We start from the raw sequence: 23,992 nt of genomic DNA, 5'->3' as shown, positions 1-23,992 counted from the left end.
GATGCGATTCGCATCTCTTGGACAGGACTAGCCATATCATTGGCGTTTGAGCGCAGAAAGGAAAGCCGAAATGGATCCACTACATGCAATCACCCTGACGATCGGCCTGTTTGTGTTAACGTTTTTCAACCCCGGCGCCAACCTGTTCGTCGTGGTGCAGACCAGCCTGGCCTCCGGTAGCCGGGCAGGCATGCTCACCGGGCTTGGCGTTGCGCTGGGTGACGCCGTTTATTCCGGGCTGGGCCTGTTTGGCATGGCAACGTTGATCACACAATGCGAGGGGATATTCTCGTTCATCAAGGTCATCGGCGGGTTATATCTCCTATGGTTTGCCTATAAGAGTATCAATAAGCAGGCAACGCCACACTCCCCTGCGCTGCAACAACCGCTCAGTGCGCCTTGGTATGTCTTCTTCCGCCGGGGCCTGATCACCGATCTCTCTAATCCGCAGACGGTGCTGTTCTTCATCAGCATCTTCTCCGTAACCCTGAGCACCAATACGCCCACCTGGGCCAAACTGAGTGCCTGGCTGGGAATAGTGCTCAGTTCGGTTATCTGGCGAGTTTTTCTCAGCCAGGCATTCTCTTTGCCAGCGGTACGGCGCACCTATGCCAGCATGCAACGGGTAGCCAGCCGAGCGATCGGTGTGGTGATCGGGGCTTTCGCCATTAACCTGATTTACGAAGGCCTCACGCGCCGCTCCCTATAGCCGTATATATCCAATGGTGTGAATGAGCTCAAGTTTGGGGCTTTGCCTACCGCTTGAAAAAACACGTGCATTTTTCCGTCAATTACTTTAGCATTTACTAAATTTAGCAAATACTAAAGTAATTAATGACAGACGAAAACGCCTCGCTGCTTGCCAGCGCCAACGCCGCCGCGATGTTGCTCAAAACCATGAGCAACCCCCGCCGCCTGTTGATCCTTTGTATGTTGGTGGACGCGCCAGGTACTAGTGCTGGTGAGCTGGCGCTGGCTACCGGGCTTAGCCCATCAGCGACCTCACAGCATCTGGCCAAGATGCGCGAGGAAGGACTGATTGAAAGCACCCGCGATCGGCAGCGCATCAACTACTCAATTAAAAATAGCGCCGTACAGCAGGTCATCAGCACGCTAAAAGCCATCTATTGCCCCTGAGGACACCATGAACATAGAAACGATAACTGCCCAGCAAGCGCAAAAATTAATCATGCAGGGAGCGCAGTTGCTGGATATCCGCGGAATGGATGAGTATGCCCACGAGCATATTGCCCAAGCCAGCTTGCTGTCGCTGCCTGATATTGAGAAAGGTGGTAAGCCGCAGGCGGTTAACGAGCAGGATGTGGTGATTTTTCACTGTCAGTCTGGCCGCCGTACGGCAGAAAACGCAGCGCTATTGGCAGGGGCCGCAACGCCTGCCAAGGTTTATCTGCTTGAAGGTGGTATCAACGGTTGGAAGCAACAGGGATTGGCTGTCGTCAAGGGTAACAACCAGCCGCTACCCATCATGCGACAGGTGCAGATTGCTGCTGGCTCCCTTATTCTGGCTGGGACAATCTTGGGGTACGTAATCTCTCCCCTGTTCTTCCTGTTGTCCGGCTTAGTCGGTGCCGGGTTGCTATTTGCCGGTATCAGCGGATTTTGCGGCATGGCGACGCTGTTGGTCAAAATGCCTTGGAACCAGCCAAAATAGCGAGATGCCCAACCGAAGGGGCGCCGCTACGCCCTCAACATCAAGGTTAGGCAAGATCCAACGAATAGACCCGTGACGACTCGCCCCACGGGTGATAGCCAAGCCCATCAAAGCTGAAACCCAATTTCTCGTAATAGCCCACATGGTCGGTACACAGATGCAAGCGGGGAAATCCCAGTTCGTCTGCGGCCTTGGCTACGTGGTTGACCAACAATGCGCCGCAGCCCTGCCCGCGATACTGCTCATCGACGTACAACGCACATAGCCACGGATACAGCTCCATGCGGCTGATAAAGTCATTGGTAATCAAACCCGCGCAACCCACAACGGTTTCCCCATCCAGCAACAAATACCACTGCGGCAGCGGGTTTACCGCGTCGATACAACGGGTTATCGAGTCCTGATACAGCATCATGGTTTCTGGCGATGCCCACTGACGCTGGAAATAATCGATAGCCACATCGCGATAGGCTGGCTCCTGACGCACCGAAATAATTTTCACTCAGGCCCCTCTATGACAAAGTTTTACACTCATAAATACACACCTATACCCTTTGGATTTCAAGTTGCAGCTAGGCGACAAGCTTGATCATCCCCAGGAACTTACTTTTGTAAGTGACTGGGGTGGACAAGTGCAGGTAACAACGCTGCAGCTTGAAAGACAATGGGGAGAGGCCCTATTTTTATTGGCAGTCTGTTTGCTGAACGAATACCATTAACGCGCCGCGCTGTTATGCGGTTTATTTAATACAGGAGACGTTATGTCGCAAAATATCTATGACAATCAAACCTTCTTCGACGGCTATGCACAGCTCAGCCGTTCCGTGCAGGGTTTAGATGGCGCACCGGAATGGTCAACTATCCGCAGCATTCTGCCAGATTTGCAGGGCAAAAAGGTGATCGATCTTGGCTGTGGCTATGGCTGGTTTTGCCGCAGCGCTCGTGAACAAGGTGCAGCCCAGGTACTGGGAATGGATCTTTCAGAGAAGATGTTGGGCAAGGCAAAAGAGATGACCAAAGATCCGGCGATTGAATACCGCCAGCAGGATCTGGAAGCGCTACAGCTCCCGGCAGCCAGCTTTGATTTGGTCTATAGCTCGCTAACGCTGCACTATATCGAAGACCTCGGCAAGCTGTTCGCAACCATTTATCAGGCATTGGTGAATGGTGGGGAATTCATTTTTACCGCCGAGCACCCGATTTATACTGCGCCAAAGCATCAGGGCTGGTTGGTGGATGAAGCAGGGCAAAAATCCTGGCCAATCAATGGCTATCAGCAAGAAGGACAGCGTATTTCCAACTGGCTGGCGGAAGGAGTGATCAAGCAGCACCGTATGCTGGGCACCTATATCAATTTGCTGGTCCAGCAGGGATTCACCATCCGCTATCTGAACGAGTGGGGTCCTTCGGCTCAGCAAATCGCCGACAACCCGGCACTGGATGAAGAAAAAGAACGCCCGATGATCTTTATCCTGGCGGTACAAAAACTCGCTGCGTAATGGCTATTCGCTTTATTAAATATCGTTAAAACATCCAATATTGGGGAGGCTGCCTCCCCCCAATACTTTCCAGGCTTATTCACAGCGAACGGTTCTGGGCAACTTCAGGACAACACCGTTTCACTGTCGGTACAACTTACTCGCTCGCCATTTCGCCTTCGTGGCTTTCAGGCTCAGGCTCGCTCTGAACTTCCTCAACCGGCGGCATTTCCAAACGCAGATCGATCCAGCGCCCTTCGGGAATATCCATCGGCTCCCCGGCAACGATTGCTGCGGTATCAATATCAAAGCGGCGTTTGCTGACCTTGACCGTGATCGTGCCGTCTTCGGCCGCTTCGGTGGCGACGAAGCATAGGCGGTTACCGTTGACGTCTTGTGGGACTTCGATGTTCCAGCCTTCCAGCGCAAAGCCTAGCGAACCCGTCACTTTGTATACGCCAACGGAGACTCGCTCAGCGGTAACGCCCGCAGCCTCGCCATTTACCGCCGCCAGCCCGGACAGGGTAAAGCCATCCAGGTATTCGTCGGACATTTTCTCTGGGTTGCTGGTGAGGCGGGCGATGGGTGAAGCTTTTTTCAGGAAGCCGTTGGCGTCTACGGTGGTGTTACCGGTAGTAAAGAACTCATAGTCCTTCCCACCATTACCATAATAGCGATACCCCATTCGGCCATTATTACTGAGAATAATATCAACACTTTGGGTAGGGGAAGAATTAGCTCTAAAAATTCTTAATCCGAATCCCCAGGTATTATTACTTATCCATGCAGGAACCGATAATCCAGCAGCAACTGTAGCCGTTACACTTGATGCTTCATAAGAGAAAAATGTAGTTTCTGCCTTACCTGTCGCATGGTTAAACCTATACGTATCGCTTAGGTTATTAGCACCAAGCACATCGCCACCGAGACCATAATCACCTGATTTAACAACGGTCTTAGTCCCAATATATAAATTATTTAAAACGTGCGCAGTCCCTGCACGAGCATTAACAAAGAACACTGGTTTCCCTTGCTCTACCCCTGACCCTAAACCAATTGCAGTTGTAGGGATGACCGAAAAACCGTTCCAAGTACCAATGCTATAATTATTAGGCTTATCAAACCCAGCATAATCTGTACCGCGAAATGTTATGGGTGCGCTGTTAGCTGCAACTATATCAATAACATCTTGGGGCGTTGATATTGCCGTTGCTATAAGATGCCCTTTGGGCACTGAGACCAGACCATCTGTACGACAAGCCATCGTATAAGCTGTACCATTCCAGCGGATATTCATAGCTCCAGTATCGGTCTGGGCATAAACAGCCCCTTTCTCTACACCTGAAATATCCCTAAACCTTAATAATAGGTTAGAGGTTGTCACCCCAGCCTGCATGGATTGGTCGCCGACAGAAACCAAACCACCAATCACAGATAAATATCCAGACCAGCTTAACTTACCAACAAGATTTATAGCCGATCCATCAGTACTCCAGAAGTTCCATCCCCCTTGATAGCCCCCTTTATGAGTAATGAAGTCTGTCGCACCAGTGAGGCCATCATCCATTGATGTCTTCCTGTTCCAAGATACCCACGCTCCCTGAGAGGCCGGTATAAAACCTGTTGAACCAGATGCTGTCGATAATCGAACAGGCTTTGCAAGAAGCACTGTACTAGAAATACTCTGATCTAGAGTGGATGTTCTTGATACATAATCCGACTGGATCTTCGCCAACGTAGGTACGGTTAGCTTTGTGCCATCGTCCTTGGTAAAGGTCATATCCCCAGCCCCGGTAAACCAACTCACCGTATCATTGCGGCTGCCCTGAAAGAAGGTGAGCATCGCGGCAAAGCGAGCGGAGAACTGGCTGATATCACCTTCATAAGTGGTGATAATCGCATAACTCTGCCCGTTAGCCGTTGAACCTGCATAATTGCTGTTTAGGGTCAGAGAGGTATTGCTATTAACCTGTTTAACTTCATACAACTTATTATCCGGGGCCAGTAAAATCATGCCTGGCATTACGCCAAACTTGGCATCGGCCCACGCAGTGCCTGTACCGGTTACGGTTGCGTTATTAGCGGTTAAATTGATAGTTCCTGTTTTGTACCACATAGATATTTACTCCAAATAAAAATCGCTCATAGCGGATTCGGATTGAGAATTAAATTACCTTATATTATCCCGAGTTATTCATTTGTAATTTAACTAAAAATAAGAATACATCTAAAATAAAAAACGCCTTAAAAATCACATAACCATTTTTTTAATTACATTTTGGCATGAATTGATAAAGGTGTTTAAATTCTGGATTAGCATTACTAATCATCTATTGAGCCAGAACTGATTCCGGTTAAAATACTGGCTCAGGCTCATCAGTTGCGGGCATTTCAACGCGCAAATCAATAAAACGCCCCTCAGGGATATCAATCGGAGTACCGTCCGGCATCTCAACAAAGATCGGTTGATTTTTCTTATCGGCTTCCCCGCTATCCATAGCCTCGATGTTACGCGCTGAATATGGCCCTGTGTCGTAAGTGCGGTGATATGTGCGGATCTCGATATCGCCATCCGATAAAACTTTTGACTCTACCCATACTAATGGGCGCTTATTGTCATCGACCGGGATTTCGATGCCGTTTCCAGCTCCTCCCCACGCTCCGTCAGCATTAAAACCACGAACGCCGGATACCAGGTAAACACCTTTACTAATGCGCTCAGTAATAACACCTTGGCTCTGGTCATTAAGTTCACTCTCACCGGTACCGAACAGTTTGACGATAGGGGAAGCAGCTTTGATAAAGCCGTTAGCATCTACAGTCGTGTTCCCACTGTGGCGCAATGATAGCCAGGATGAGAGGGTGCCATTTGGCGCTCTTACTTGCGTTCTCAGATCTACAGTTGCAGATCCCATGGCCCATGCCATTTTAAAGCGGGATGCTCCATCGTACCCACCCATGATACCTGCCCATGCGCTCGTACCTGGTGCACCAGAGGTGTTTGCATTAAATCTGAAAAATTGATTTACACCTGCCGCAGTATTATCAGTGACAGTTTGCGATGTGTAACCACCAATCCCACCATCCCCGGCCTTTAGAACTGACTGTGTTCCAACTTTAATATCATTAAGAGCATAAACGATGCCAGAACGGGCACTGACGGAGAAAACAGGTTTTCCTCTTTCAACGCCTTCAGCCAATCCATCCGCTGATGTAGGGACAATAGCAAAACCAAATGACGTTCCTATATTTACCGTATTCGGCGTACCAGAGGATATCCCCCCTGTATTTGGCCCCCTAAAAATAACAGGCAATACGCCAAGATCAGGGACTGATTCCGCTGTATTGTATGCTGTATTAAATGTTAGACCATTGGACAAGGAAACAAAACCATCAGGTCTGAAAGTAGCGGAATTTGTTATACCATTCCATCTTATGTTTAGCTGCCCAGTGTCCGTCTGTGCATAAATAGAGCTTTTCTCCACACCGTCAACATTTTTAAAACGTAGCAACAAGTTTGCCGTAGATGGATCGGCTTGAATATGCTGATCGCCAATTGAAGACAAGCGGCCTTTTGTTGTTATATTTCCTGTTGCGCCAATAATGGTTAAAATATCTGCTGTTTTACCATCGGAATTCCAAAAATTAAAACCACCAGGACGAGCCCCTTTGTGGTTCATAAATTCAGTTGCGCCATCTGCATAGCCTGGGGTTGCTTGCATTCGATTCCAACCTACCCAAGCACCTTGTGCTCGAGGTAAAAAACCAGGCGAAGTGTTGAGAGAAAGCCCCGTAGGCTGGCTAAATGAGACAGATCCGGCGACATGCTGATTTGCTGTTGATGACCTAGACAAATAATCTGACTGAATCTTTGCCAGCGTCGGTACGGTTATCGTTGTGCCATCATCTTTGGTAAAGGTCATATCCCCGGTGCCAGTAAACCAACTCACCGTATCATTGCGGCTCCCCTGGAAGAAAGTCAGCATCGCCGCAAAGCGTGCGGAGAACTGGCTGATATCACCTTCATAGGTGGTGATAATCGCATAGTTCTGCCCGCTGGCCGTTGCACCTGCATAGTTACTGTTAAGGGTCAGCGAGGTATTGCTATTAACCTGTTTAACTTCATACAGCTTATTATCCGGTGCCAATAAAATCATACCTGACATCACGCCAAACTTGGCATCGGCCCACGCAGTGCCGGTACCGACTACTGCTGGGTTATTAGCAGATAAATTGATCGTACCTGTTTTGTACCACATAAACACTACCTCTATAGAGCTAAAATTAGATCTATTCATTTAAAAATAGACAATGTTAACCAATAAAACAACTTAACATGAGACATGGAAAGCATAGGGAAAATCATTAATAACAGAATGGAGTTAAGCCTTGAACACCATAACAGTAATAATATCAAGTACTGTCGATGGTCCTCCACCACTACGAGATGAGCTATAATAAAGTGACACAGCTTTATTTTCAGGTAATACATATAAAAACGTGCTCATTCCAGTATCTGAGTCCCTCATACTGTTTGTCGATGCTGAAACACTTTTTTCTAGAGCGCCATCAATGTAAATAGATGATATAGAAGATGCGTAATTGTAAATGGGTGCTCCACTTGTTGGCGTTGTGCTCTTTCCTGCAGTACATAATATTACTGGCACAACAATATTACGAGAAAAAGGCTGCGCAGGAATATAAACCGTGTCACCAGACTTAACTACAAACACCTTAGTTATGTCACCAACAATGTTTTGAGCATAAACTGTACCTTTTACAGTACAGTTCTCATTTATCACTACATTATTGAAAGTTCCGGACGATGCATCAATATGCCCCCGAACAGTTGCATTATTAAAAAGAGCACCACCATTTTTATTAATCGCCCATCCAGTGCTGCCATCCTCTCGATAGTTACTTGAAGAGATAACATTACCAATTTTCGCGTTAGTAATCGTCCCATCAGCAATAAAAGCCGAGTTAATAAACGTCTGGCCATTTTGCACGGCGAAGGGAACAGACACATTGCCTTCATCTTTGGTCACCAAGGCAAATCGATCGGCCCGCACCAGGAATTGCCGATTCCCCGCGTCATCCACCCCCAATGCCAAACCGGCAACGCTGCTTTCCCCCTTCTTACTGGTTTCAACTTTTACCGACCAGGTTGCAGAGACCTTGCCATCCAAGGTCGCCTGCGCAGAACTCACCTGTTGGACTGCCGCCTTGTTATCCCCCACCGCCGTATTCAATAACTTGATATCGTTAGCCGTTGCCGATTGGTTATCAGTCACGGTTTTCGACAGCGAGGTAATAGCCGAAGTATTGTCACCAGTAGCGGATTGCAAAGCGCCAATTTGCTGAGCCGTCGCGCTATTGCTATCGGTCAGCGTTTGGCTCAGGGCGGTCACCGAAGCCTCATTCGCCCCTGTTCGGCTGGTCAGATCGTTAATCAGCTTGGCCTGGGCGCTGTCCGTATCTACCAGCACCTGCAGTTGCTGATTGAGTTGGGCATTGTTGTCCCCCACGGTGCCTGCCAGCGCTGTCACCTGCTGGGATAACGCCTTGTCTGCTTCCGCACGTACCGTCTGTTCCGTCATCAAGCGCGCATCAACATCACCAAAGCTTGCCCGTAATTCGGTGATCTGCTGCGCCTGGGCGCGCTGATCGTCCGCCATTACGTTCTGCTGGGTCTTGATCGATGCGGTGACCACGTCATTGCTGATAACGTCTTCCGCCTGCTTTAACGACTGCTCGATATCCGCCTTGGCAATGGCTTCAAGCGAGCTGCTAAGTGAAGCCTGCGAACCGGCCGAGTCGCTTTGTGCCTGCTTAAGCTCGCCGATCGCCGCGCTGTTTTCGCCAGAGGTCGCCGTTAATGAACCAATCTGCTCCGCCATGGCCGAGTCTTGATTCGCCAACGTCTGCAGCCGATCATTGATGGCCGCCGTGTTTTGCCCAACGGTGGAGTCCAGCGAACTCAATTGCCGAGATAGCGCTTCATCCGCCGTGGTCCGCGCTTGCGATTCAGCGGCGATCGCTGCTTTATTTTCGCCACTGGCTGCCTCTAGGCCGGTAATTAACGACGCTTGAGCACTGCCGCTATCCACCAGCGCCTGCAAACGCTGATTCACCTCGGCCTGATTGCTGCCGACATCTGCGCTCAGATGGTCAAAGCGTTGCGACAACGCGCCGGTCTCGCTAGCTCTAGTGGTGATCTCCTGCTGTAACTGCGCAGACACGTCGCCAAAGTTCGCATCCAGCTGCGTGATCTGCTGGGCCTGCGCCTGCTGCCGATCGGCGAAAACGGTTTGCGCCGTGGTTAACCGGGCGCTGCTCTCGTCCAGACGTTGAACATCGTTATCCTGTTTAAGCGCCTGTTCGATATTCGCCTTGGCCGTGGCCTCCAATGCCTGTTGCAGGCTGGCCGTGCTGCTTTCGGCTTCGGTTTGCGCGATGCCAAGGCGGGTGATGGCTGCCGTGTTTTCCTGGCTAGTCGCCTGGATCACGTCAACCCGTTGGCTCAGCGCCCCGTCGGCATCGGCACGGGATTTCGCCTCTGCCTGGATAGCCGCAGTGTTACTGCCCGTGTTGGCTTGCAAACCGGAAATCTGCTGGGCCTGAGCAGAGTCTGTCGCCGCCAGCGTTTTCAGCTGTTGGGTCACCTCCGCCCGGTTTTCGCTAAACTCGGAAGTCAGCCCGCTGAGCTGCTGGCCCTGCGTTTTCTGCTGATCGGCCAGCGCTTCGGTTTTCTGCGTAACCTGCGAGTTAACCTTGTCCTGTTCCGTCTTGTTGCTGCCGATTGCCTTGGCGTTGGCGGAAACATTGGACTCCACCTTAGCCAAAGCAGAATCGGCATCGGCCTGCGCCTGCTCCAGCTTGATAATCAAACCTTGCTGGTTATCCGCCGTGGCTTTCACCGAGCTGATATCCTTGGCTAACGCCCCATCGGCATCCACACGCGCCGCTTTCTCCTGCGCGATTTGCGCAGCGTTCCCTTCGGCCTTGGCAGTCACCACGTCTAGCTTGCTGGCCAGTTGTTGATCACCATCCTGCAATTGGGTGATCTGCGAAGCGACCTCGGCCATTGCCGAGTTGGTGTCACCGGTAAGAGCATCGACCTTAGCCTGCAATTCAGCATCTGCATGCGCCAAACTGGCTCGGGTGCTGTCAATTTCCCCGCGTGCATCCTTGATATCGCTATTAAGTGCCTCCTGAGCCTGGGAGAGTTTTTGGCGGTTATGCTCAATGGTCAGGCTGTTTTCGATGGCGGCTTTGCCCAGCTGCGTCAAATCCTGTTGCAGCACGTCGACAGCATTGCTCAGATCGGCATTCCGGCCCGCCAGCTCGGCGTTAACCTTGTTCAGCGCCGCATGCAGGGTATCGACATCCCCTTGCAGCGCATCCCTGTTCGCCTCGATATCGGCCTGCGCCTGGGCGATCTTCTCGGCCAGATCCTGCACGTTCTGATCCGAAGGCAGGCTGTTGATCTTCTCCAACAGATCTTTGCCCAGTTCGGTCTCGGTAATGCTTTGCGCAATTTGCGCCAGCACCACGTCCGCACTGTCCGAAGCCATTCCACGCACAAACTCGCTCCAGTCGGACTGGTTGCCGGTTTTGTCGGTAAAAGCTGCACGGAAATACAGCACCTGCCCGGCACGCAAGCCCTGCATGTCATAGCGATGCTGCGGATAAGGCACATCGGCCAGTAAGCGTTCGTCGGCGAAATCCGCCCGGCTGGCTACCATCAGGGTGGTTTTCAGGCCGTCGGCAGAGTTCTGACCAAAGCCCCAGGCAAGCTGGATGCCAAACACCACATCCTTGGTTGCCGTCAGCGAAACAATCTTGGGCGGCACACCCGCTTTTCCTGCCAGATAGCTCGGCTCGGCATGACCCCACTGCGAGGAAACGCCCACCGCATTCACCGCTCGTACCCGCACGTCGTAGTTACCGGCATAAATGCCGTTGACGTCAAACCCGAGTGAAGGCGTCGCGCCCACATTTACCCAGTTGCCGTTATCTTTACGCCACTGGGCTTCATAGGTCACCGCGCCAGCAACAGCACGCCACTGCACCCGCATTGAAGCAACGTTAATCCCCTGGCTGACGTAGTCATAGCGCGAGATGGCAATATTCGCCGGAGCAGGCATCGCTCCTGGTGGAGTGACGGTGATTGGCGGCGCGTCCAGGCGGATGCCGTTATCGATAAAGGCGTATTTATCCGGATCGTGCTCAACGGCGTTAATGGCGAAGGTGCCATCATCGTTGGACTGGACCGACACCACGCGGAACTGCTGGATCGCCAGGCTGTCGGAATCGATACTCCAGACCGCTTCAGGCTCTGGTTGCTGGCGGAACGGGGCGGTCAGCGTCACCGTAAGCTTGTCTGCCGCGATACTGGCGATAGTGCGAGTTTGTGCCGTGCCGTCCGGCAGATTGACGATCAGACGATCGCCTTTGCCGAACGCCACTTCACGATCCAGCACCACTACACGATCCTGCGCGGAATGGATACGCCCGCCGTTGGTCTTGCCTGCCAGCATGGCATCTGCAATGCCGATGATCCGAGCTGGTAGCGGGATATTGCCATCTAATCCGACGGTAAAGCTGACGGTACGATCTTTGGCGTTACTCAGGATTGCCCAGCGCCCACGGCGGTGAGCCTCGGTGCGCCGCGTACAGCCAATGGCGGTGATTTCAGTCTGGTTAACGCCGTAGCGCTTCACCAGTTCGTTATCGTAAGCCGCTTCCACCGCGTCGGCATAATGGTTGGCCGGATCGCCCCACTTCACCAGCGCCGAGGTATAGCGATTCTTATAAGACCCCGACGCATAGGCAAATTCACCACCGATGACGTTGGCCCGTGAATAAACGAAATCCACATCGCGCGGCATATCCGCGTAGGCAAACAGCTGATCGTTACCCCAGTAGGTGATGCCGCGGAAGATGGCGGCGATATCACGCAATACGGTGTAGGCATCCTGCTGCGACTGGATATACACGTCGCACAGGAAACGCGGCTCTTTGCCCCCGCCCCCCAAACCATCATCAATCAATTCATCGCAATACTGTGCGATGCTGTACAGCCCCCATTTGTCGATCTCGGCGGCGGTAACCCGGTTGCCTAAGCCGTAATTCTTGTCCAACGCGATGTCGTAAAACACCCAGGCCGGGTTGTTGCTCCAGGCCCATTTAAAGCTGCCATCCCAATTGCCGCTGTAGGTCCGCGCCAGCGGATCATAGTTGGCCGGGACGCGGATGATTTTGCCCTTCGGCTTGAGCGTAATTTTCGGTACCGAGCTGAACTGCTGGGCATCGAACTCGATAAACAGCAAGGCGGTGTTGGGATAGCGGAACTTGGCGTCCACGATCTCGGTGTAGGTCTGGATCTGGGTAGTGTTTACCAGCTTGCTGCTGGTGGAGTCTGGGGTGATGCGCTTGATGCGCAGCGTCCAACTGGTGGTTGCCTTAGGTAGATTAATCCGGTGATCGCGCTCGTACAGACTGGTGGTTTTGCCTTTTAGCGTGCCGGTGACCACGGTTTTATAGGCTCCGCCGTCGGTGGAAAGCTCGATCAGGTATTCCACCAGCGAACCGTTCATATCGCCGTTATCTTCCTGCTGGAACAGCGCCGGGAAGCCCATGCGAATGCGCAGCGCGTCGATATCGGTTCGGGTGAAGGTTTTGGTCCAGACGTTAGTGGTGGTCAGCTTGACGTTGACCGGCGTTTCAGACTCCACATCCGGCATGCCCTGGATATAATCCTGAGCCTGGGTGCCGTTACGCACCTCCCACTTCAGGCCGGTAAAGTTTTCACTGCCATCGGGGTTATGTACCGGGGTGCCGTCGAGCAGGATGCGGGTGCCGTCTAACTCACCGGCAATTTCACCTTCAGACAGCGCCAGCAGGATTTTGATTTTAGCGTTGGACTGCAAATCATCGGGGGCTTCAACCGGCGTATGCGCCGATCCACCACCGCCCTTGCGCCCATGAATAAGTATCTTTGTCATATTGCGCCCATAAAAAAAGGCCGCTATACCCGTCGCCTTTCAAGCTGCAGCGTTGTTACCTGCGCCTAGCTGCAGCTTGAAATTCTTAGGGTATAAAACGACCAATAGAGAAGGATTACTGTTGGTTTTCAGCGTAAATACCGGCGGAAATTACCGCGCCACCGATTTCCCGTTCGCCGTACAGCACCGGCACCGGGTACCCCTGCGCCGTGGTGTTGACCGGTGAACCGAAGGCATAGGAGGGTTTGTTTTCCACCGATTGTGACGAAGACATGCCGAAATTCGGCTGTGGCGTCATCAGTTGCATGACACCACCGAGTACCATCGTTGAACCCAGCAGGGTTAAGTTGGTAACAGCCGCCACGGCGGATGCACTGAGTGTCGCTGTCGCTCCCGACGCGCCAAGTGCACCACTCCAAGCACTCAACGACCAACCTGCGGTGTAGAATGCCCCGACCAACGCCGCCACGCCGATGACAATCTGGAACATCCCGCCACTCTTACTCCCCGCAATCACCGGCATAATGCGGATATCAGCGCTGCCTTTAGAGGTAGCAAACTCGGCCAGGCCGATATTCTGCGAGCCATTGAAGAAGGCAAACTGCACGCCGTCCTTATGGGCATTCATCATAAAACTCTCAAATCCGGGCAAGGTGATACACAGCGCCCGCAGCGCTTCGCGCGTATCCGCCACCACCAGCCGATGAGTTTTACCGAACTTTTTACCCAGTTGGCCACCCAACCGGATCAGTCTTGTCGTTTGCATCATAGAAGCTCCTTTCTGCGGACTACGCGTACCGTCCGCTCCTGAAAATATCCGCTGTAGGGATAACGCTGGCTGAGCTGGCCGAACAGGTGATGCAGCATCATGCCGTCCCCCAGATAGATGCCCGCGTGGTTGGTAACCGGGGCTGAAACCTGCATCATGATCATATCGCCCGCGCGCATCGGCCCCTGAAATTCCCGGAACCCTTCGGCGTACCAATGATCGTCATACAGGCGGGTTTTGCCGTCGATCCACCATTCATGCTCCACCGAGTAATCGTTCAGCGCGATGCCGTGTTCCTGGCGATAGTAATCCCGGATCAATGACCAGCAGTCGGCATGCCCCAACAGCCAACTGCGCCCAACCAACGGGCGCTCACCGCGTGGCACAACTTCGGTGTAATCTCCTTCCGGCCACGAGACGATGCCCCAGACAATGCCCGAGTGATCGCACTGCAGGCGATCCATCTCCGAAGGGATCAAAACGGGCACATCTGGGTGGCTGTGGATGATGCGAATGATCTCGCCTTGATCCTCCGCCTGCGCGTATTCCTGGGGGGAAATGACAAAGTTATCCAACGCGTTTTCCGCCACATTGCGGCACGGCAGATAACGCGCCTTACGCCCGTTCTGCACCACAAAACCGCAGGACTCATTGGGATACTCCGCTGCGGCATGCTCACAGATGGCCTGCATGATTTCAGCCTGCATCATTACCTCCCCAACAGGTTGGATCCTGGGAACCCGCCAAAGGCCAGGGGTTGCGCATCACCAAAGCGTTTTTTACAGGAGGACACCCGGCCACCGCAGACGTCCAACGCCGGATCGTCGATCGGTTCATCGTCCTTATCAAAACAGGCGCCGCCGCTGTAATCGCAACCTCTGCCGCTGCGGTACCAACCCCGGATACACCAGGTGCAAAGCCCGTGAATTTGTCGCGAGGGCAGTTGCTGGCCTTGCAGATCGAACGGTGTGCAGAGCTGGAACTCCACCACGCTGTTGGTTTCGGTGCTTTTGCTGTCAATGTAGAAAACCTGCACTCGCTCCTGCGAAGCATCGGCAAGGGCATTCCCCTCGGGGAAGTTGACCGCATCCAGGTATTTGGCAAAGGTGTCATGCACCCGCACTTTAGCCTGCACCATGTCGTTGAAGGTAAGGCACAACGAAGACACCAGATTGCTGAGGTTGGCGACGCTGAGCCTGGGCGTTGGTTGCGAACCGTCGCTGGTTGCTGCCAGGCCGGTGATCTCGTAGGGATAGGCTTCATACTCGTTTCCCTGCCACCAGATCGATTTTGGTTTCAGCCGCTGGGCATCGGTGCCCGCCGCCGCGATCTCGGCCTGAGTGTGGGGAATATTGTGCGCATGAAAGCGCATGATGGCCGCGCCAAAGGCAGTGCCATCAATTTCAATCAGCTGGATCAGTTCCCCAGGTGCCAGCTTTTGCACTTCACTGTTAAATGACATGATTGCACCTATACGCCGAAGGCTTGTTCAAAGGCAAAACTCAACGCCTCCACATTGCGCGCAAGCGGTGTGACGGAGATTGAATCCGATTTGACGCGAAATAGCGCTTTCTTGCCGTTGGGCGGCGTCCAGAAAAAGGCGACGAGCACGTGTTGATTTAAAAAGGCCAGCATCGACTGGGTCACGGCCGGATGGCCGGTATAGGCCAACTGCCACTGCTGCACCGCCTGGTTCAGCCCATTGCTGCTGACCTGTTTATAGCCGTCGCCGAACTGCGCACTTCTGACGTTATGGACAAAGTTACCGCTAGGCGAGGCCTGGGTTTGCCATTGAAAGGTATCGATAAGCATAAAGACTCCGAGCAGTAATAACCGTCAGTCACAGGGCCAGAATGACCCCTCACCCTAACCCTCTCCCACAGGGAGAGGGGACAGTACGTGCCACATCTTGGCTAATACGTTCATCCTCCCGTTCCCCCCGGTTACAGCCTGAACAAGGGAGAGGGGACTGTACGTGCCACATCTTGGCTAATGCGTTCATCCTCCCGTTACAGCCTGAACAAGGGAGAGGGAACTGTATGTGTCACCAATTGGCTACAGCACTGATCCTCCCTATCACCGCTGCAACTGAATACAGCTCCGGAGCAGCTCCCTCTCCCTGTGGGAGAGGGTTGGGGTGAGGGGAAATAACGATTGAGGTGCAATTAATAAGGCCAGATGCCAGACCGCGGTTGTTACTATTGATGATTGATAAGAAGATTCAGCGGGCCGCTGAGGCATTCCAGATCAGGCCGCCCGGCTTAAGCTCTTTGCCCAAACGTTCGGTGATTGCCTGATTAACGATGCCCTGCACCAGCTTACCCATGCCGTTACCGGCAGAGGAGCTATTGGCCGCATTCGCCGAGCCATCATTGTTCATTACTACGGTGCTGTTGACCGTAATGCCGCCCCCCTGCTCTGCCGCCAGGCCGTACATCGGGGCTTTGTTGCCGCCAACTAGGCCACCATCCGCATAACCACGCATCATGGCGTAAAGGTTGCCAACGCCGATCCGCTGGGTGGCTTCTTTGGTCATCACGAACTCGCCACGGTGTACCACACCCGCCTGATCGTATTTACTGCCGTCGCCGGTATAACCACCCGAATCAAATGAGAAGTTCTGAGCTGTGCTCGAGGCGAAAAAGCCTGTCAGTGTTTCCCCACCTGTGACCAGTGATTTAGGAGGAGTAAACGCATCCTTAAGCCATCCCATCGCGGCTTGTATGGCATAAGCCACCAGCATTTGGTTTATTATCTGGACAATCATGGTGATAATCGACGTGCTAAACTCCTTGAAGTTAGCTTTACCGGTCGTCACCAATTCGGTCAGATTGTCAGATAATCCTTTGTGGGCCGCCTGGCCAATTTCATTGAGCCCTTTATAACCATCGGTGACGCTTTCGAAATATTCCTGCCAGGTTTTCTTATCCTCATCCAGCTTCTCCTTGGTGGGATCCTCTTTTGCCTCTCCGCCACCACCTTCTGCTAATGCTGCGGCATCGGCCCCGCCCACCGCCGTTTTGGCAGCGTTATCCGTAGCCGTCTTATTGGGATCCGCCGCAGGGAAAAAGGTTGAGTCTATCCATTTCACCGCTTTATCAACCGCAAATCCGCTAATGATCTTGCTGAATAACCCGGCGGACATCTGCAAAATAGAAGAAGAAAAAGTATGAAAACTAAAGCGGCCCGTAGTAAGTAATCGGGTAAGGATCTCCGTCAGCCCCTCGTGGCTGGCCTTGGCCACCTGAACTACCGCAGCAGAAATATCGGTTACGCTATCCAGGTAGCTCTGCCAGCTTTTTCTACCAGCCTCGGCCTGTTTATCTGAAATATAGTCACTCAGCAAACCCGGTTCTTTTTTCGGATCTACTTTAAGTTCATAAGCTGGCAATGGACGCAATGATTTAAGAAGGTTCTCTCTTCTTAACCTATCCCCATCCATACTTTTCTGAAGCTCACCCAACGCCGGAATGAGCAGCATCTGCCGAACTCCGGAGTTCTCATTAATAGTCCTCAACCCCAAAACGAATTTTTCACCCGCCTCATTGTACCGAGCGGTAATCCTCCTAAGACCATCTATTGCTTTAGGAATATCTTTATTATATAGCTGCTGCATCTTATTGATGTTCTCACGCAGCAACATAGAGTCTGAATTGGCCATACTGCCCTCCAACCAACTTAATGCTGGTATAAGTATTTATTTACTATGAATGATCCTAAGTGCTGCGCTTTCCATTACGCGAATATCACTGAACGCGCTTGCCTCATCGTCCACGCCATAAAGCGTCATCAGCCAAGGCAGGCAGTTATAATCCAGCCCGCTGACACCCTGCATACCTATGCGCCACTGAGTTCCCATGGCCTGAAAAACCTGAAACGCTGGCCAGATATCGGGCCAGGCTTCAACGATCTCCGGATCATAATCGGCGGCGCTCAGGCCAAAGGCTCCGAGATCTTCAATGGCAGGCTCTGGCGTATAAAACGCTTCGGCAAGCGCTATCAGTTTTTTCCGCGTGCGGCCATCAGTTCGCGGGTAAACAGAGTGGCAATTGAATCAAACGCCCGCGGGTAGTTATCCAACAACACCAGCATGTTTTCGCGATTAAACTCGTCAGGCAAAGCCCAGCCAGCGCAGATTTCCAGCAAAAAATCCGCCATCGGCTCATTGCTGTAAATACCCGTTTCGCTCTGCTGTTCCAGGGTTTCACGCAAAGACTTTTCCAACAGCTCTAGCTGGGTACGCTTTTTATGCTTGAAGGTAAAAGTCAGCACGCCATCTTCATCTCCCGGGCGCGGAACGGAGACATCCGCCTTAAACGTCGGCTTGGGATTCAATTTAAATTCAACCATGATTTCCTCATTTTCCAGATTAACTCATCCTTATTAGCCCCTCGGGCAACCAAGCCTGAGGGGGAAATAGACGTGTTTAAGCAGTCACTTTATAGAACGTCATATCGCAAGACTGCACCGCCAGCGCCACCTGCACGGTTTCAACCTGGTTAACCGCGGTGGTGGGTTGCGGATCAAAAGCCGGTACCGCAGACCAGTAGCGCAACTCCTTGGCTTTTGGCACGTGCATGTAGAACGCCAGCGTGACGCCATTGCGATCGGCATCCTGCAGCAGGCTGTAGATCGGCTGAGAAGCATCGTGCGCAAAGGTAAAGGTCTGCGTTTTGGCCGCTTTAAAGGTGGCCAGGTTACGCTGACGATCGTCTTCCAGGAACTGTACCTGCACGTATTGCTGATCGCCGCCAGACTGCGCTACCTCGGTGATCTGAGGAATTTGCGTCCAGTTGGCGATCTTCTGCAAGGAGCCTTTGCCGCCACCGGCCGGGAAGAAGCTCACGTCGGTAGTATTGATGGCACCGATGGTGATACTGGTATCCACTTGGGCAGTGATCTTGGCCACCAGGCTGTCGATCAGGCCCCAACCGGAGCGTACCATTACGATGTCACCCACTTTCAGAGTGTGGCCGGTGGCCACGGTAAATACGGCGCCGTTAGCATTGCTGACTGCGGTAGTGACTACGCCTGGTGCTGTTGGCGCGCCAGCAAATACGGTGGCGCCATTTGGTAATGCAAAACCCATGGTAATTCTCCAATTTCAGATATTAAAAAACCGCCGGATGGCGGTATGCTTGGTTTACTTGCTGGATAATCACTCCAGCGATGTTTACAACGTTATACATCTTTATACCCTATGGATTTCAAGTTGCAGCTTGAAAGACGACGGGTATATTAATAACCAGCCCAATAACCGATAGTCACCGGCAGGGTATATAATTCATCTTTGGCAATCGCTGGCAGGATATTGCCACCAGCATTGACATAACAGTTAAAAGCATCGTCCGCCAGCACCAACCCCCTGGGAAATAATGAAATTATCTCTTCCGCCAGTTGATAGCCCGTTTTCGCGCCGGTTCCTTTCTTCATCACAATATTAACCTGATAATTCCCGCTGTAGGTCTGCACTTCTTGGGAAATACCTAACGCCACCGCAGGCTCCGGAGCAATAAACGGTTCCAGATGAAGATCGTCATCCGCCGTAAACGTCACGTTAGCCAAGGTGTATTTAATATTTTTCTCTTCAGCCCAGGCCGTTAACCTGGACTCAAATAAATCATTGATACGCAAGGTGCTCATAGCGGCTCCTGGTTTAACCCTATTGATAAGAGTGCATCACCTTGGGTTAAACCAGTAATAGCACTCTAGCTGATATATTTCGTAGCGAGAAGTTTATTTTTATATGCCCGTCGTATTTCGAGCTGCAGCGTTGTTACCTGCACTTGCCCACCCCAGTCACTTACAATAGTAAGCTCCTGGGGATAGGCAAGCTTGTCGCCTAGCTGCAACTCGAAATCCATAGAGCATAAGCATTATTAAAAGCCCAAACATCAAATAACCACGCTATCAATTTACTAGATAAAACTCGTAGCGAATAGATTTTTATTAAATTATTTTTCGCCATTAATTTAAAATAACAAAACCACCCCGCATTGCGGGGTAGTAATTACTTCAATTTAAAAAGTCTTTAATTTTTATTATCGGTAATAGTTTATCTATCCATTTCCAAACGAATATTCTGGCTGACCAGACAACCCTCGATAAAACTTTCTGCCACCTGCATCTGTTGCCTTACCCGGCCTTCCGAACATTTCCAGCCACGAGCAATGGCGGACTTCGATTGCCCATAAACGTAGTAACGCAAGATCAGTTCCAACTCCTCCGGCTGACGTAGGGCCTGGAGGTGAGCAACAGCGCGATCAACGACCAAGCCGTCCTCGTCACAGCAAGAGGCCTGCTGTTTGGTACTGCCCGGCAGCAACCCTTTAAAACCGGCGGCGATAGGCGAATATCCCAGAGAAGAACTTTCCCGCGCCCACACGCCCCAACGCCCCAAAACCTGTTGAATGTCCCGCATAAGACCTCCTTATTTTTATTGGCTCTAGTGTAACCAGACGAGGCAAAGCCGCACATCGATGGGTGTTGTAGGAAACCTCACAGGACAAAGCAGGGGGAAAACCGAGCAGAAAATGAAGGTATTGGTGCAGCACCATCGCGGGAAGATAGCGCCAGCGGTGGAAAAAAGCATTAAATCTCAACCTTCGGAGGAGATGCCTCCCCCAAAGAGGACGCAGATCAAGACATGGCAAACTGCTCGAGTACCTTGCCTTCCATACGATAGCGCACCCATTCATCTTGCGGAGCCGCACCAATGCTGAGATAGAAATCAATCGCTGGCTGATTCCAGTCCAGCACGCTCCATTCCAGGCGTCCGCAACGGCGTTCGCAAGCAAGCTGAGCGATATGGCGCAGCAAGGCTTTGCCCGTTCCCGCCCCACGGAACTTGGGCGTGATGTACAAATCTTCCAGATAGATGCCGTTTTTACCCAGCCAGGTCGAGTAGCTCATAAAGAACACGGCATAGCCTGCTGGCTCGCCGTTGACACTGCAAATCAGCGCCTCTGCGCAGGCGTTGGGGCCAAACAGGCTTTCCTCGATCTCTGCCACGTTAGTGCGTACTTCATCGCGGGCCTTTTCATACACGGCCAGCTCGATGATCATATCCAGAATTAGCTTGGCATCGGCTTTCACCGCCGGGCGAATTTCAATTGTCATCATGTTCCCTAAATAGAGTGATTTTCCTGCCGCCAGCATAATACTTAACCAATTCAGGCACAAACGGCAATTTACCGGGCATCTGAGTGGACGCGCCCCTAGTAAGGTGGCAGTTGAGGAATGTTGATAGAGGAATGCCTGCGGTCTCCTATACTCAGTTTTCCCCCTAACAGATCTGGAGAAACGATATGTCATTTAGCGTGGGTGATTTTGTGCAGCGTAAAACCGGTGGGCCAAAAATGACCGTTATCGAAGAGGATGGAGAGGCGCTGATATGCAGTTGGGTCGAATTGGGGGTCGAGCAACGCACCGAGGTGCAGGCCAATGAAGTGAACCCCTATCACGAAGACGACGACTTCGGCGTCTGCTGATATTCCGTGAGCTCTCTCACGCCATCTCCCTAGATAAAATGTGAAGTTGATCTAGTATTTACCAGGTACAGCAACCTATTTTGGGTAGTGGTTAAGGGGTTCACAATGAGCGAAAGTTTAAAAGACGGCACCATTCTGTTGGCCAGAATTTTGCTGATGATCCTGTTTCTGATTTTCGGTTGGATGAAGCTGACCAACTTTGGTGCCACGGTCACGGCAATGGAGGGCTACGGTACGCCAATGCCTTACCTGGCCGCGGTTGTCGCCGTGGTGGTGGAGTTCATTTTCGGTATCTTCATCGTACTGGGGGCCTTCACCCGGCCCTTAGCCATCATCTATGCACTCTATGTGCTGGGCACCGCCTTTATCGGCCACCCGTTCTGGCGCTTTAGCGGGGCAGAAATGATCGGCAACGAAATCAACTTCTTTAAAAACATCAGTATTATCGCCGGTCTGCTGCTGCTTGCCGTCACCGGTGCTGGCCGTTACTCTCTGGATTATAAGTGGTTTAAACGCTAGCTCTCCCCTATGGCGGCGCTCCCCTGCGCCGCCATGCTCATACCTTAGCGGCTATGTTTGGCATGGCGTTCGAAGTTATCCGCCTTGGCTGCGGCAGACTTACGCAAGGTGACGTAGCACGCCCCTTCACCACCGTCACGTGGCAGTGCCCGGCAAAACGCCTGCACTTGCTCAAACTGCCCTAGCCATTTGGCCAGGTAGCTGCGGATGATATTCGGATGGCTTTGATCTGTGCGCCCACGGCCATGCACAATCAGCAACGAACGCAGGCTGTCTTTCTCCGCCTGGATGATAAAGCGGAACAGCGCCTGGCGGCAGTTCTCGACCGGCTGGCGCAGCAGATTGAGGCTGACCTGTGGCGGATAGTGGCCGTGACGCAGCTTATCCAGCACCCCCTGCTGAATACCTTCGCCCTTATATTCCAACGGAGTATCGCAGGGAATGATGTCCAGAAAGCCAGTGCTGAGGAAGTTCTCCAACTGTAACGCCTGAGCTTCCCGGCGAGCGCGTTTATCGACGGGATCCTGCGCCTTGAGGTACAGCGTGGATTGCCCCGCGGATAACGGCCTCACATCTGCCATCGCCTGGGCAAAAAAATCGTTCTCTTCGTTGCTCATTTCACATCACTCTCGGGAGATTTCACCCACCGGCGGACTATTGCTTTTAGTGGGAATGGCTTGATTGTAAGACGCCTTGCCAGGGTTGCAAGTAAGGAATTGACGGCAACGGGTGAGGTTGTGAGCGGTTTTCGTTATACTGCAGGCCATTATTGAGTGCCGCAAAGGATCCAACCCATGAATATGCGCGAGCTGGAAATCCAGTTTCAGAATGCAATGAATGAGTTACAAGCCAGCTTCGAACAGCAGCACCGTGAATGGCAACAAAGCTACCAGGCTCTGCAACAGCAGCTGGCCGAAGCGCAACGGCGTGAAATCGCGCTGCGCATGCAGAATGAACAACTGGTCAACAAACTAAGCACCGCCAGTTCGGTGCCGGAACAGCATGCCCTGGTCAAGCAGATCAAGATGCTGGGTGCCCATTTGGATGCGCTGGCACAAGATGCCGCCACCTTTAATCGCCATGTCCATAATAAACAACGGGCCGCAGACAATTTCAGCGGCGAGCAACACTGACAATTTCGGGCGCGGATGCTGCGCACCAAGACGGTAAAAATCATACATGACGTGGATCATCATCGCCGCCCTGATCGTAGTTTTCATTATTGGCTATCGTGTCCTGACCTCCGACACCCGCAAGGCGATAGATTCACTGGCGCATTTGCTGAAAGTAAAACCGATGCTGGTGGAGTCCATGCTGCAGGAAATGGGCAACCGCCACAGCCAAAGCTTTATCCGCATGTTGAACAACGGTTATACCGAAGAGATGCATCAGGCCGCCTATATGCTGTTTATCTACCTGACGTTTATCAAGCAGGCGGACGATGAGCAGATTGGCCTGTGGCGGGAAACGCTGCTGCGCGCCGGGCTGTCGCCGGAACTGCACGCCGAGCACACCGAGGCGGCGCTGTTTTACTTTGCCGAACTGGATCTGGATGCGTTTGAACTGGCGCAGTTCCGCCGGGCCTACAACGAACGCTATAACCGGGAAGCGCTGGGCAACTGGTGAAGCTTTCCCCCGCTCACGGGGGAGAGTTTAAAGGAACATGCTGTAGAGATAGCGCGAGAGCGCATCGCGGGAGCTGAAACCGTGAGGAATGCCGTAACGCGTGTTGGGCGTATCACCGCTTAAATCCAGGGGAAACTCAAGATACTGCTCGCTGTTACGCATCAACGAGGTGGGCGTGGCAAAATGGAGGCTCTTCTCTTTTAGCGCCGGGTGGATCACCAACGCCATTCTGCCCATTCGCGCTTCCCGATTCACATACACGTAGTGCTCGCCCTTGCGAAAACCGTAGGTCTGATCGGTGATATAATCACGCTCAAAACCGGTACTCTCTAACACCTTAGCCACTTCATCCGGCCGTAAATACATCTATTTCTCCTCTCAGTTCTGGGTAGCTTTGCGACCTTACCGTAATCAGGAGATGAAACAAT

Annotated in this window: 25 protein-coding genes; 8 read left to right on the top strand and 17 right to left on the bottom strand. The window is 52.2% G+C overall.

The features are described from left to right. Positions 1-70 precede the first annotated feature (70 nt). The 3 genes from ACX9GU_RS06100 (at position 71) to ACX9GU_RS06090 (ending at position 1,672) form a co-directional block, all read left to right on the top strand. A complete protein-coding gene (locus tag ACX9GU_RS06100) occupies positions 71-709 on the top strand; it encodes a LysE family transporter (RefSeq protein ID WP_473194154.1) in 639 nt (212 codons plus the stop codon). A gap of 125 nt (positions 710-834) precedes the next feature. Continuing rightward, entirely contained in the window at positions 835-1,137 is a 303-nt protein-coding gene (locus tag ACX9GU_RS06095; protein ID WP_473194153.1) for an ArsR/SmtB family transcription factor, read from the top strand. Positions 1,138-1,144: 7 nt separating this feature from the next. Beyond that, entirely contained in the window at positions 1,145-1,672 is a 528-nt protein-coding gene (locus tag ACX9GU_RS06090; protein ID WP_473194152.1) for a rhodanese family protein, read from the top strand. Between the two features lie 46 nt (positions 1,673-1,718). Here ACX9GU_RS06090 and ACX9GU_RS06085 read toward each other — a convergent pair whose 3' ends face one another. After that, positions 1,719-2,174 (bottom strand): GNAT family N-acetyltransferase, encoded by a 456-nt coding sequence (locus ACX9GU_RS06085; protein ID WP_473194151.1) that lies wholly within the window; start codon positions 2,172-2,174, stop codon positions 1,719-1,721. A 259-nt stretch (positions 2,175-2,433) separates the two neighbouring features. On the opposite strand from ACX9GU_RS06085, the gene ACX9GU_RS06080 reads away from it, so the two are divergent. Beyond that, positions 2,434-3,171, top strand: coding sequence for a class I SAM-dependent methyltransferase (locus ACX9GU_RS06080; protein ID WP_473194150.1), 738 nt, complete (start codon positions 2,434-2,436; stop codon positions 3,169-3,171). A gap of 136 nt (positions 3,172-3,307) precedes the next feature. On the opposite strand, the gene ACX9GU_RS06075 is transcribed toward ACX9GU_RS06080, so the two are convergent. The 14 genes from ACX9GU_RS06075 to ACX9GU_RS06010 form a co-directional block, all read right to left on the bottom strand. Next, entirely contained in the window at positions 3,308-5,266 is a 1,959-nt protein-coding gene (locus ACX9GU_RS06075; RefSeq protein WP_473194149.1) for a phage tail fiber protein, read from the bottom strand. 238 nt (positions 5,267-5,504) lie between these two features. Beyond that, a complete protein-coding gene (locus ACX9GU_RS06070) occupies positions 5,505-7,409 on the bottom strand; it encodes a phage tail fiber protein (RefSeq protein ID WP_473194148.1) in 1,905 nt (634 codons plus the stop codon). A 123-nt stretch (positions 7,410-7,532) separates the two neighbouring features. Then, positions 7,533-13,160: a TipJ family phage tail tip protein gene (gene gpJ, locus ACX9GU_RS06065; protein ID WP_473194147.1), complete on the bottom strand. Its 5,628-nt coding sequence runs from the start codon at positions 13,158-13,160 to the stop codon at positions 7,533-7,535. Positions 13,161-13,275: 115 nt separating this feature from the next. Next, a complete protein-coding gene (locus ACX9GU_RS06060) occupies positions 13,276-13,926 on the bottom strand; it encodes a tail assembly protein (protein ID WP_390900772.1) in 651 nt (216 codons plus the stop codon). Next, positions 13,926-14,636 carry a C40 family peptidase gene (locus tag ACX9GU_RS06055; RefSeq protein WP_021807649.1) on the bottom strand — a complete coding sequence of 237 codons (711 nt, stop codon included), beginning with the start codon at positions 14,634-14,636 and terminating at the stop codon, positions 13,926-13,928. The genes ACX9GU_RS06060 and ACX9GU_RS06055 overlap by 1 nt, the downstream gene beginning before the upstream one ends. 2 nt (positions 14,637-14,638) lie before the next feature. Continuing rightward, complete coding sequence (locus ACX9GU_RS06050) at positions 14,639-15,391, bottom strand: phage minor tail protein L (RefSeq protein WP_473194146.1); 753 nt, start codon at positions 15,389-15,391, stop codon at positions 14,639-14,641. Positions 15,392-15,399: 8 nt separating this feature from the next. Further along, on the bottom strand, positions 15,400-15,741 hold the full coding sequence (locus ACX9GU_RS06045) for a phage tail protein (RefSeq protein WP_024486957.1): 342 nt from the start codon (positions 15,739-15,741) through the stop codon (positions 15,400-15,402). Between the two features lie 409 nt (positions 15,742-16,150). After that, a complete protein-coding gene (locus ACX9GU_RS06040) occupies positions 16,151-17,590 on the bottom strand; it encodes a phage tail tape measure protein (RefSeq protein WP_473194145.1) in 1,440 nt (479 codons plus the stop codon). A gap of 36 nt (positions 17,591-17,626) precedes the next feature. After that, positions 17,627-17,818, bottom strand: a complete 192-nt coding sequence (locus ACX9GU_RS06035) for a DUF1799 domain-containing protein (protein WP_473195121.1) — start codon at positions 17,816-17,818, stop codon at positions 17,627-17,629. Between the two features lie 110 nt (positions 17,819-17,928). Next, entirely contained in the window at positions 17,929-18,279 is a 351-nt protein-coding gene (locus ACX9GU_RS06030; protein WP_473194144.1) for a phage tail assembly chaperone, read from the bottom strand. 76 nt (positions 18,280-18,355) lie between these two features. Beyond that, positions 18,356-19,018 carry a phage tail protein gene (locus ACX9GU_RS06025; protein WP_059201585.1) on the bottom strand — a complete coding sequence of 221 codons (663 nt, stop codon included), beginning with the start codon at positions 19,016-19,018 and terminating at the stop codon, positions 18,356-18,358. Between the two features lie 149 nt (positions 19,019-19,167). Then, positions 19,168-19,572, bottom strand: a complete 405-nt coding sequence (locus ACX9GU_RS06020) for a phage tail terminator-like protein (RefSeq protein ID WP_115160036.1) — start codon at positions 19,570-19,572, stop codon at positions 19,168-19,170. 412 nt (positions 19,573-19,984) lie between these two features. Next, the gene (locus ACX9GU_RS06015; protein ID WP_473194143.1) at positions 19,985-20,350 is read right to left on the bottom strand and encodes an antiterminator Q family protein; all 366 of its coding nucleotides are present in this window, start codon (positions 20,348-20,350) and stop codon (positions 19,985-19,987) included. 218 nt (positions 20,351-20,568) lie between these two features. Continuing rightward, the gene (locus tag ACX9GU_RS06010) at positions 20,569-21,048 is read right to left on the bottom strand and encodes a GNAT family N-acetyltransferase (RefSeq protein ID WP_074029561.1); all 480 of its coding nucleotides are present in this window, start codon (positions 21,046-21,048) and stop codon (positions 20,569-20,571) included. Between the two features lie 188 nt (positions 21,049-21,236). Between ACX9GU_RS06010 and ACX9GU_RS06005 the strand changes: the two genes are divergently transcribed. Next, positions 21,237-21,419 carry a YodC family protein gene (locus tag ACX9GU_RS06005; protein WP_021178943.1) on the top strand — a complete coding sequence of 61 codons (183 nt, stop codon included), beginning with the start codon at positions 21,237-21,239 and terminating at the stop codon, positions 21,417-21,419. A 105-nt stretch (positions 21,420-21,524) separates the two neighbouring features. After that, complete coding sequence (locus tag ACX9GU_RS06000) at positions 21,525-21,938, top strand: DoxX family protein (protein WP_473194142.1); 414 nt, start codon at positions 21,525-21,527, stop codon at positions 21,936-21,938. A gap of 44 nt (positions 21,939-21,982) precedes the next feature. On the opposite strand, the gene smrA is transcribed toward ACX9GU_RS06000, so the two are convergent. Continuing rightward, a complete protein-coding gene (gene smrA, locus ACX9GU_RS05995; protein WP_037376550.1) occupies positions 21,983-22,555 on the bottom strand; it encodes a DNA endonuclease SmrA in 573 nt (190 codons plus the stop codon). Positions 22,556-22,732: 177 nt separating this feature from the next. Between smrA and ACX9GU_RS05990 the strand changes: the two genes are divergently transcribed. After that, complete coding sequence (locus ACX9GU_RS05990; protein WP_021178945.1) at positions 22,733-23,071, top strand: MbeD/MobD family mobilization/exclusion family protein; 339 nt, start codon at positions 22,733-22,735, stop codon at positions 23,069-23,071. A 46-nt stretch (positions 23,072-23,117) separates the two neighbouring features. Further along, complete coding sequence (locus tag ACX9GU_RS05985; RefSeq protein WP_059201588.1) at positions 23,118-23,564, top strand: DUF1198 family protein; 447 nt, start codon at positions 23,118-23,120, stop codon at positions 23,562-23,564. 27 nt (positions 23,565-23,591) lie between these two features. Here the strand turns inward: ACX9GU_RS05985 and ACX9GU_RS05980 are convergent, their stop codons facing one another. Beyond that, positions 23,592-23,930, bottom strand: coding sequence for a DUF2002 family protein (locus ACX9GU_RS05980; protein ID WP_021807637.1), 339 nt, complete (start codon positions 23,928-23,930; stop codon positions 23,592-23,594). Between the last annotated feature and the right edge of the window lie 62 nt (positions 23,931-23,992).

The organism is Serratia sp. K1WW1, from assembly GCF_055790865.1.
Note: the sequence above shows the minus strand (reverse complement) of the source record. Positions and strands in the feature narration are given on the sequence as shown.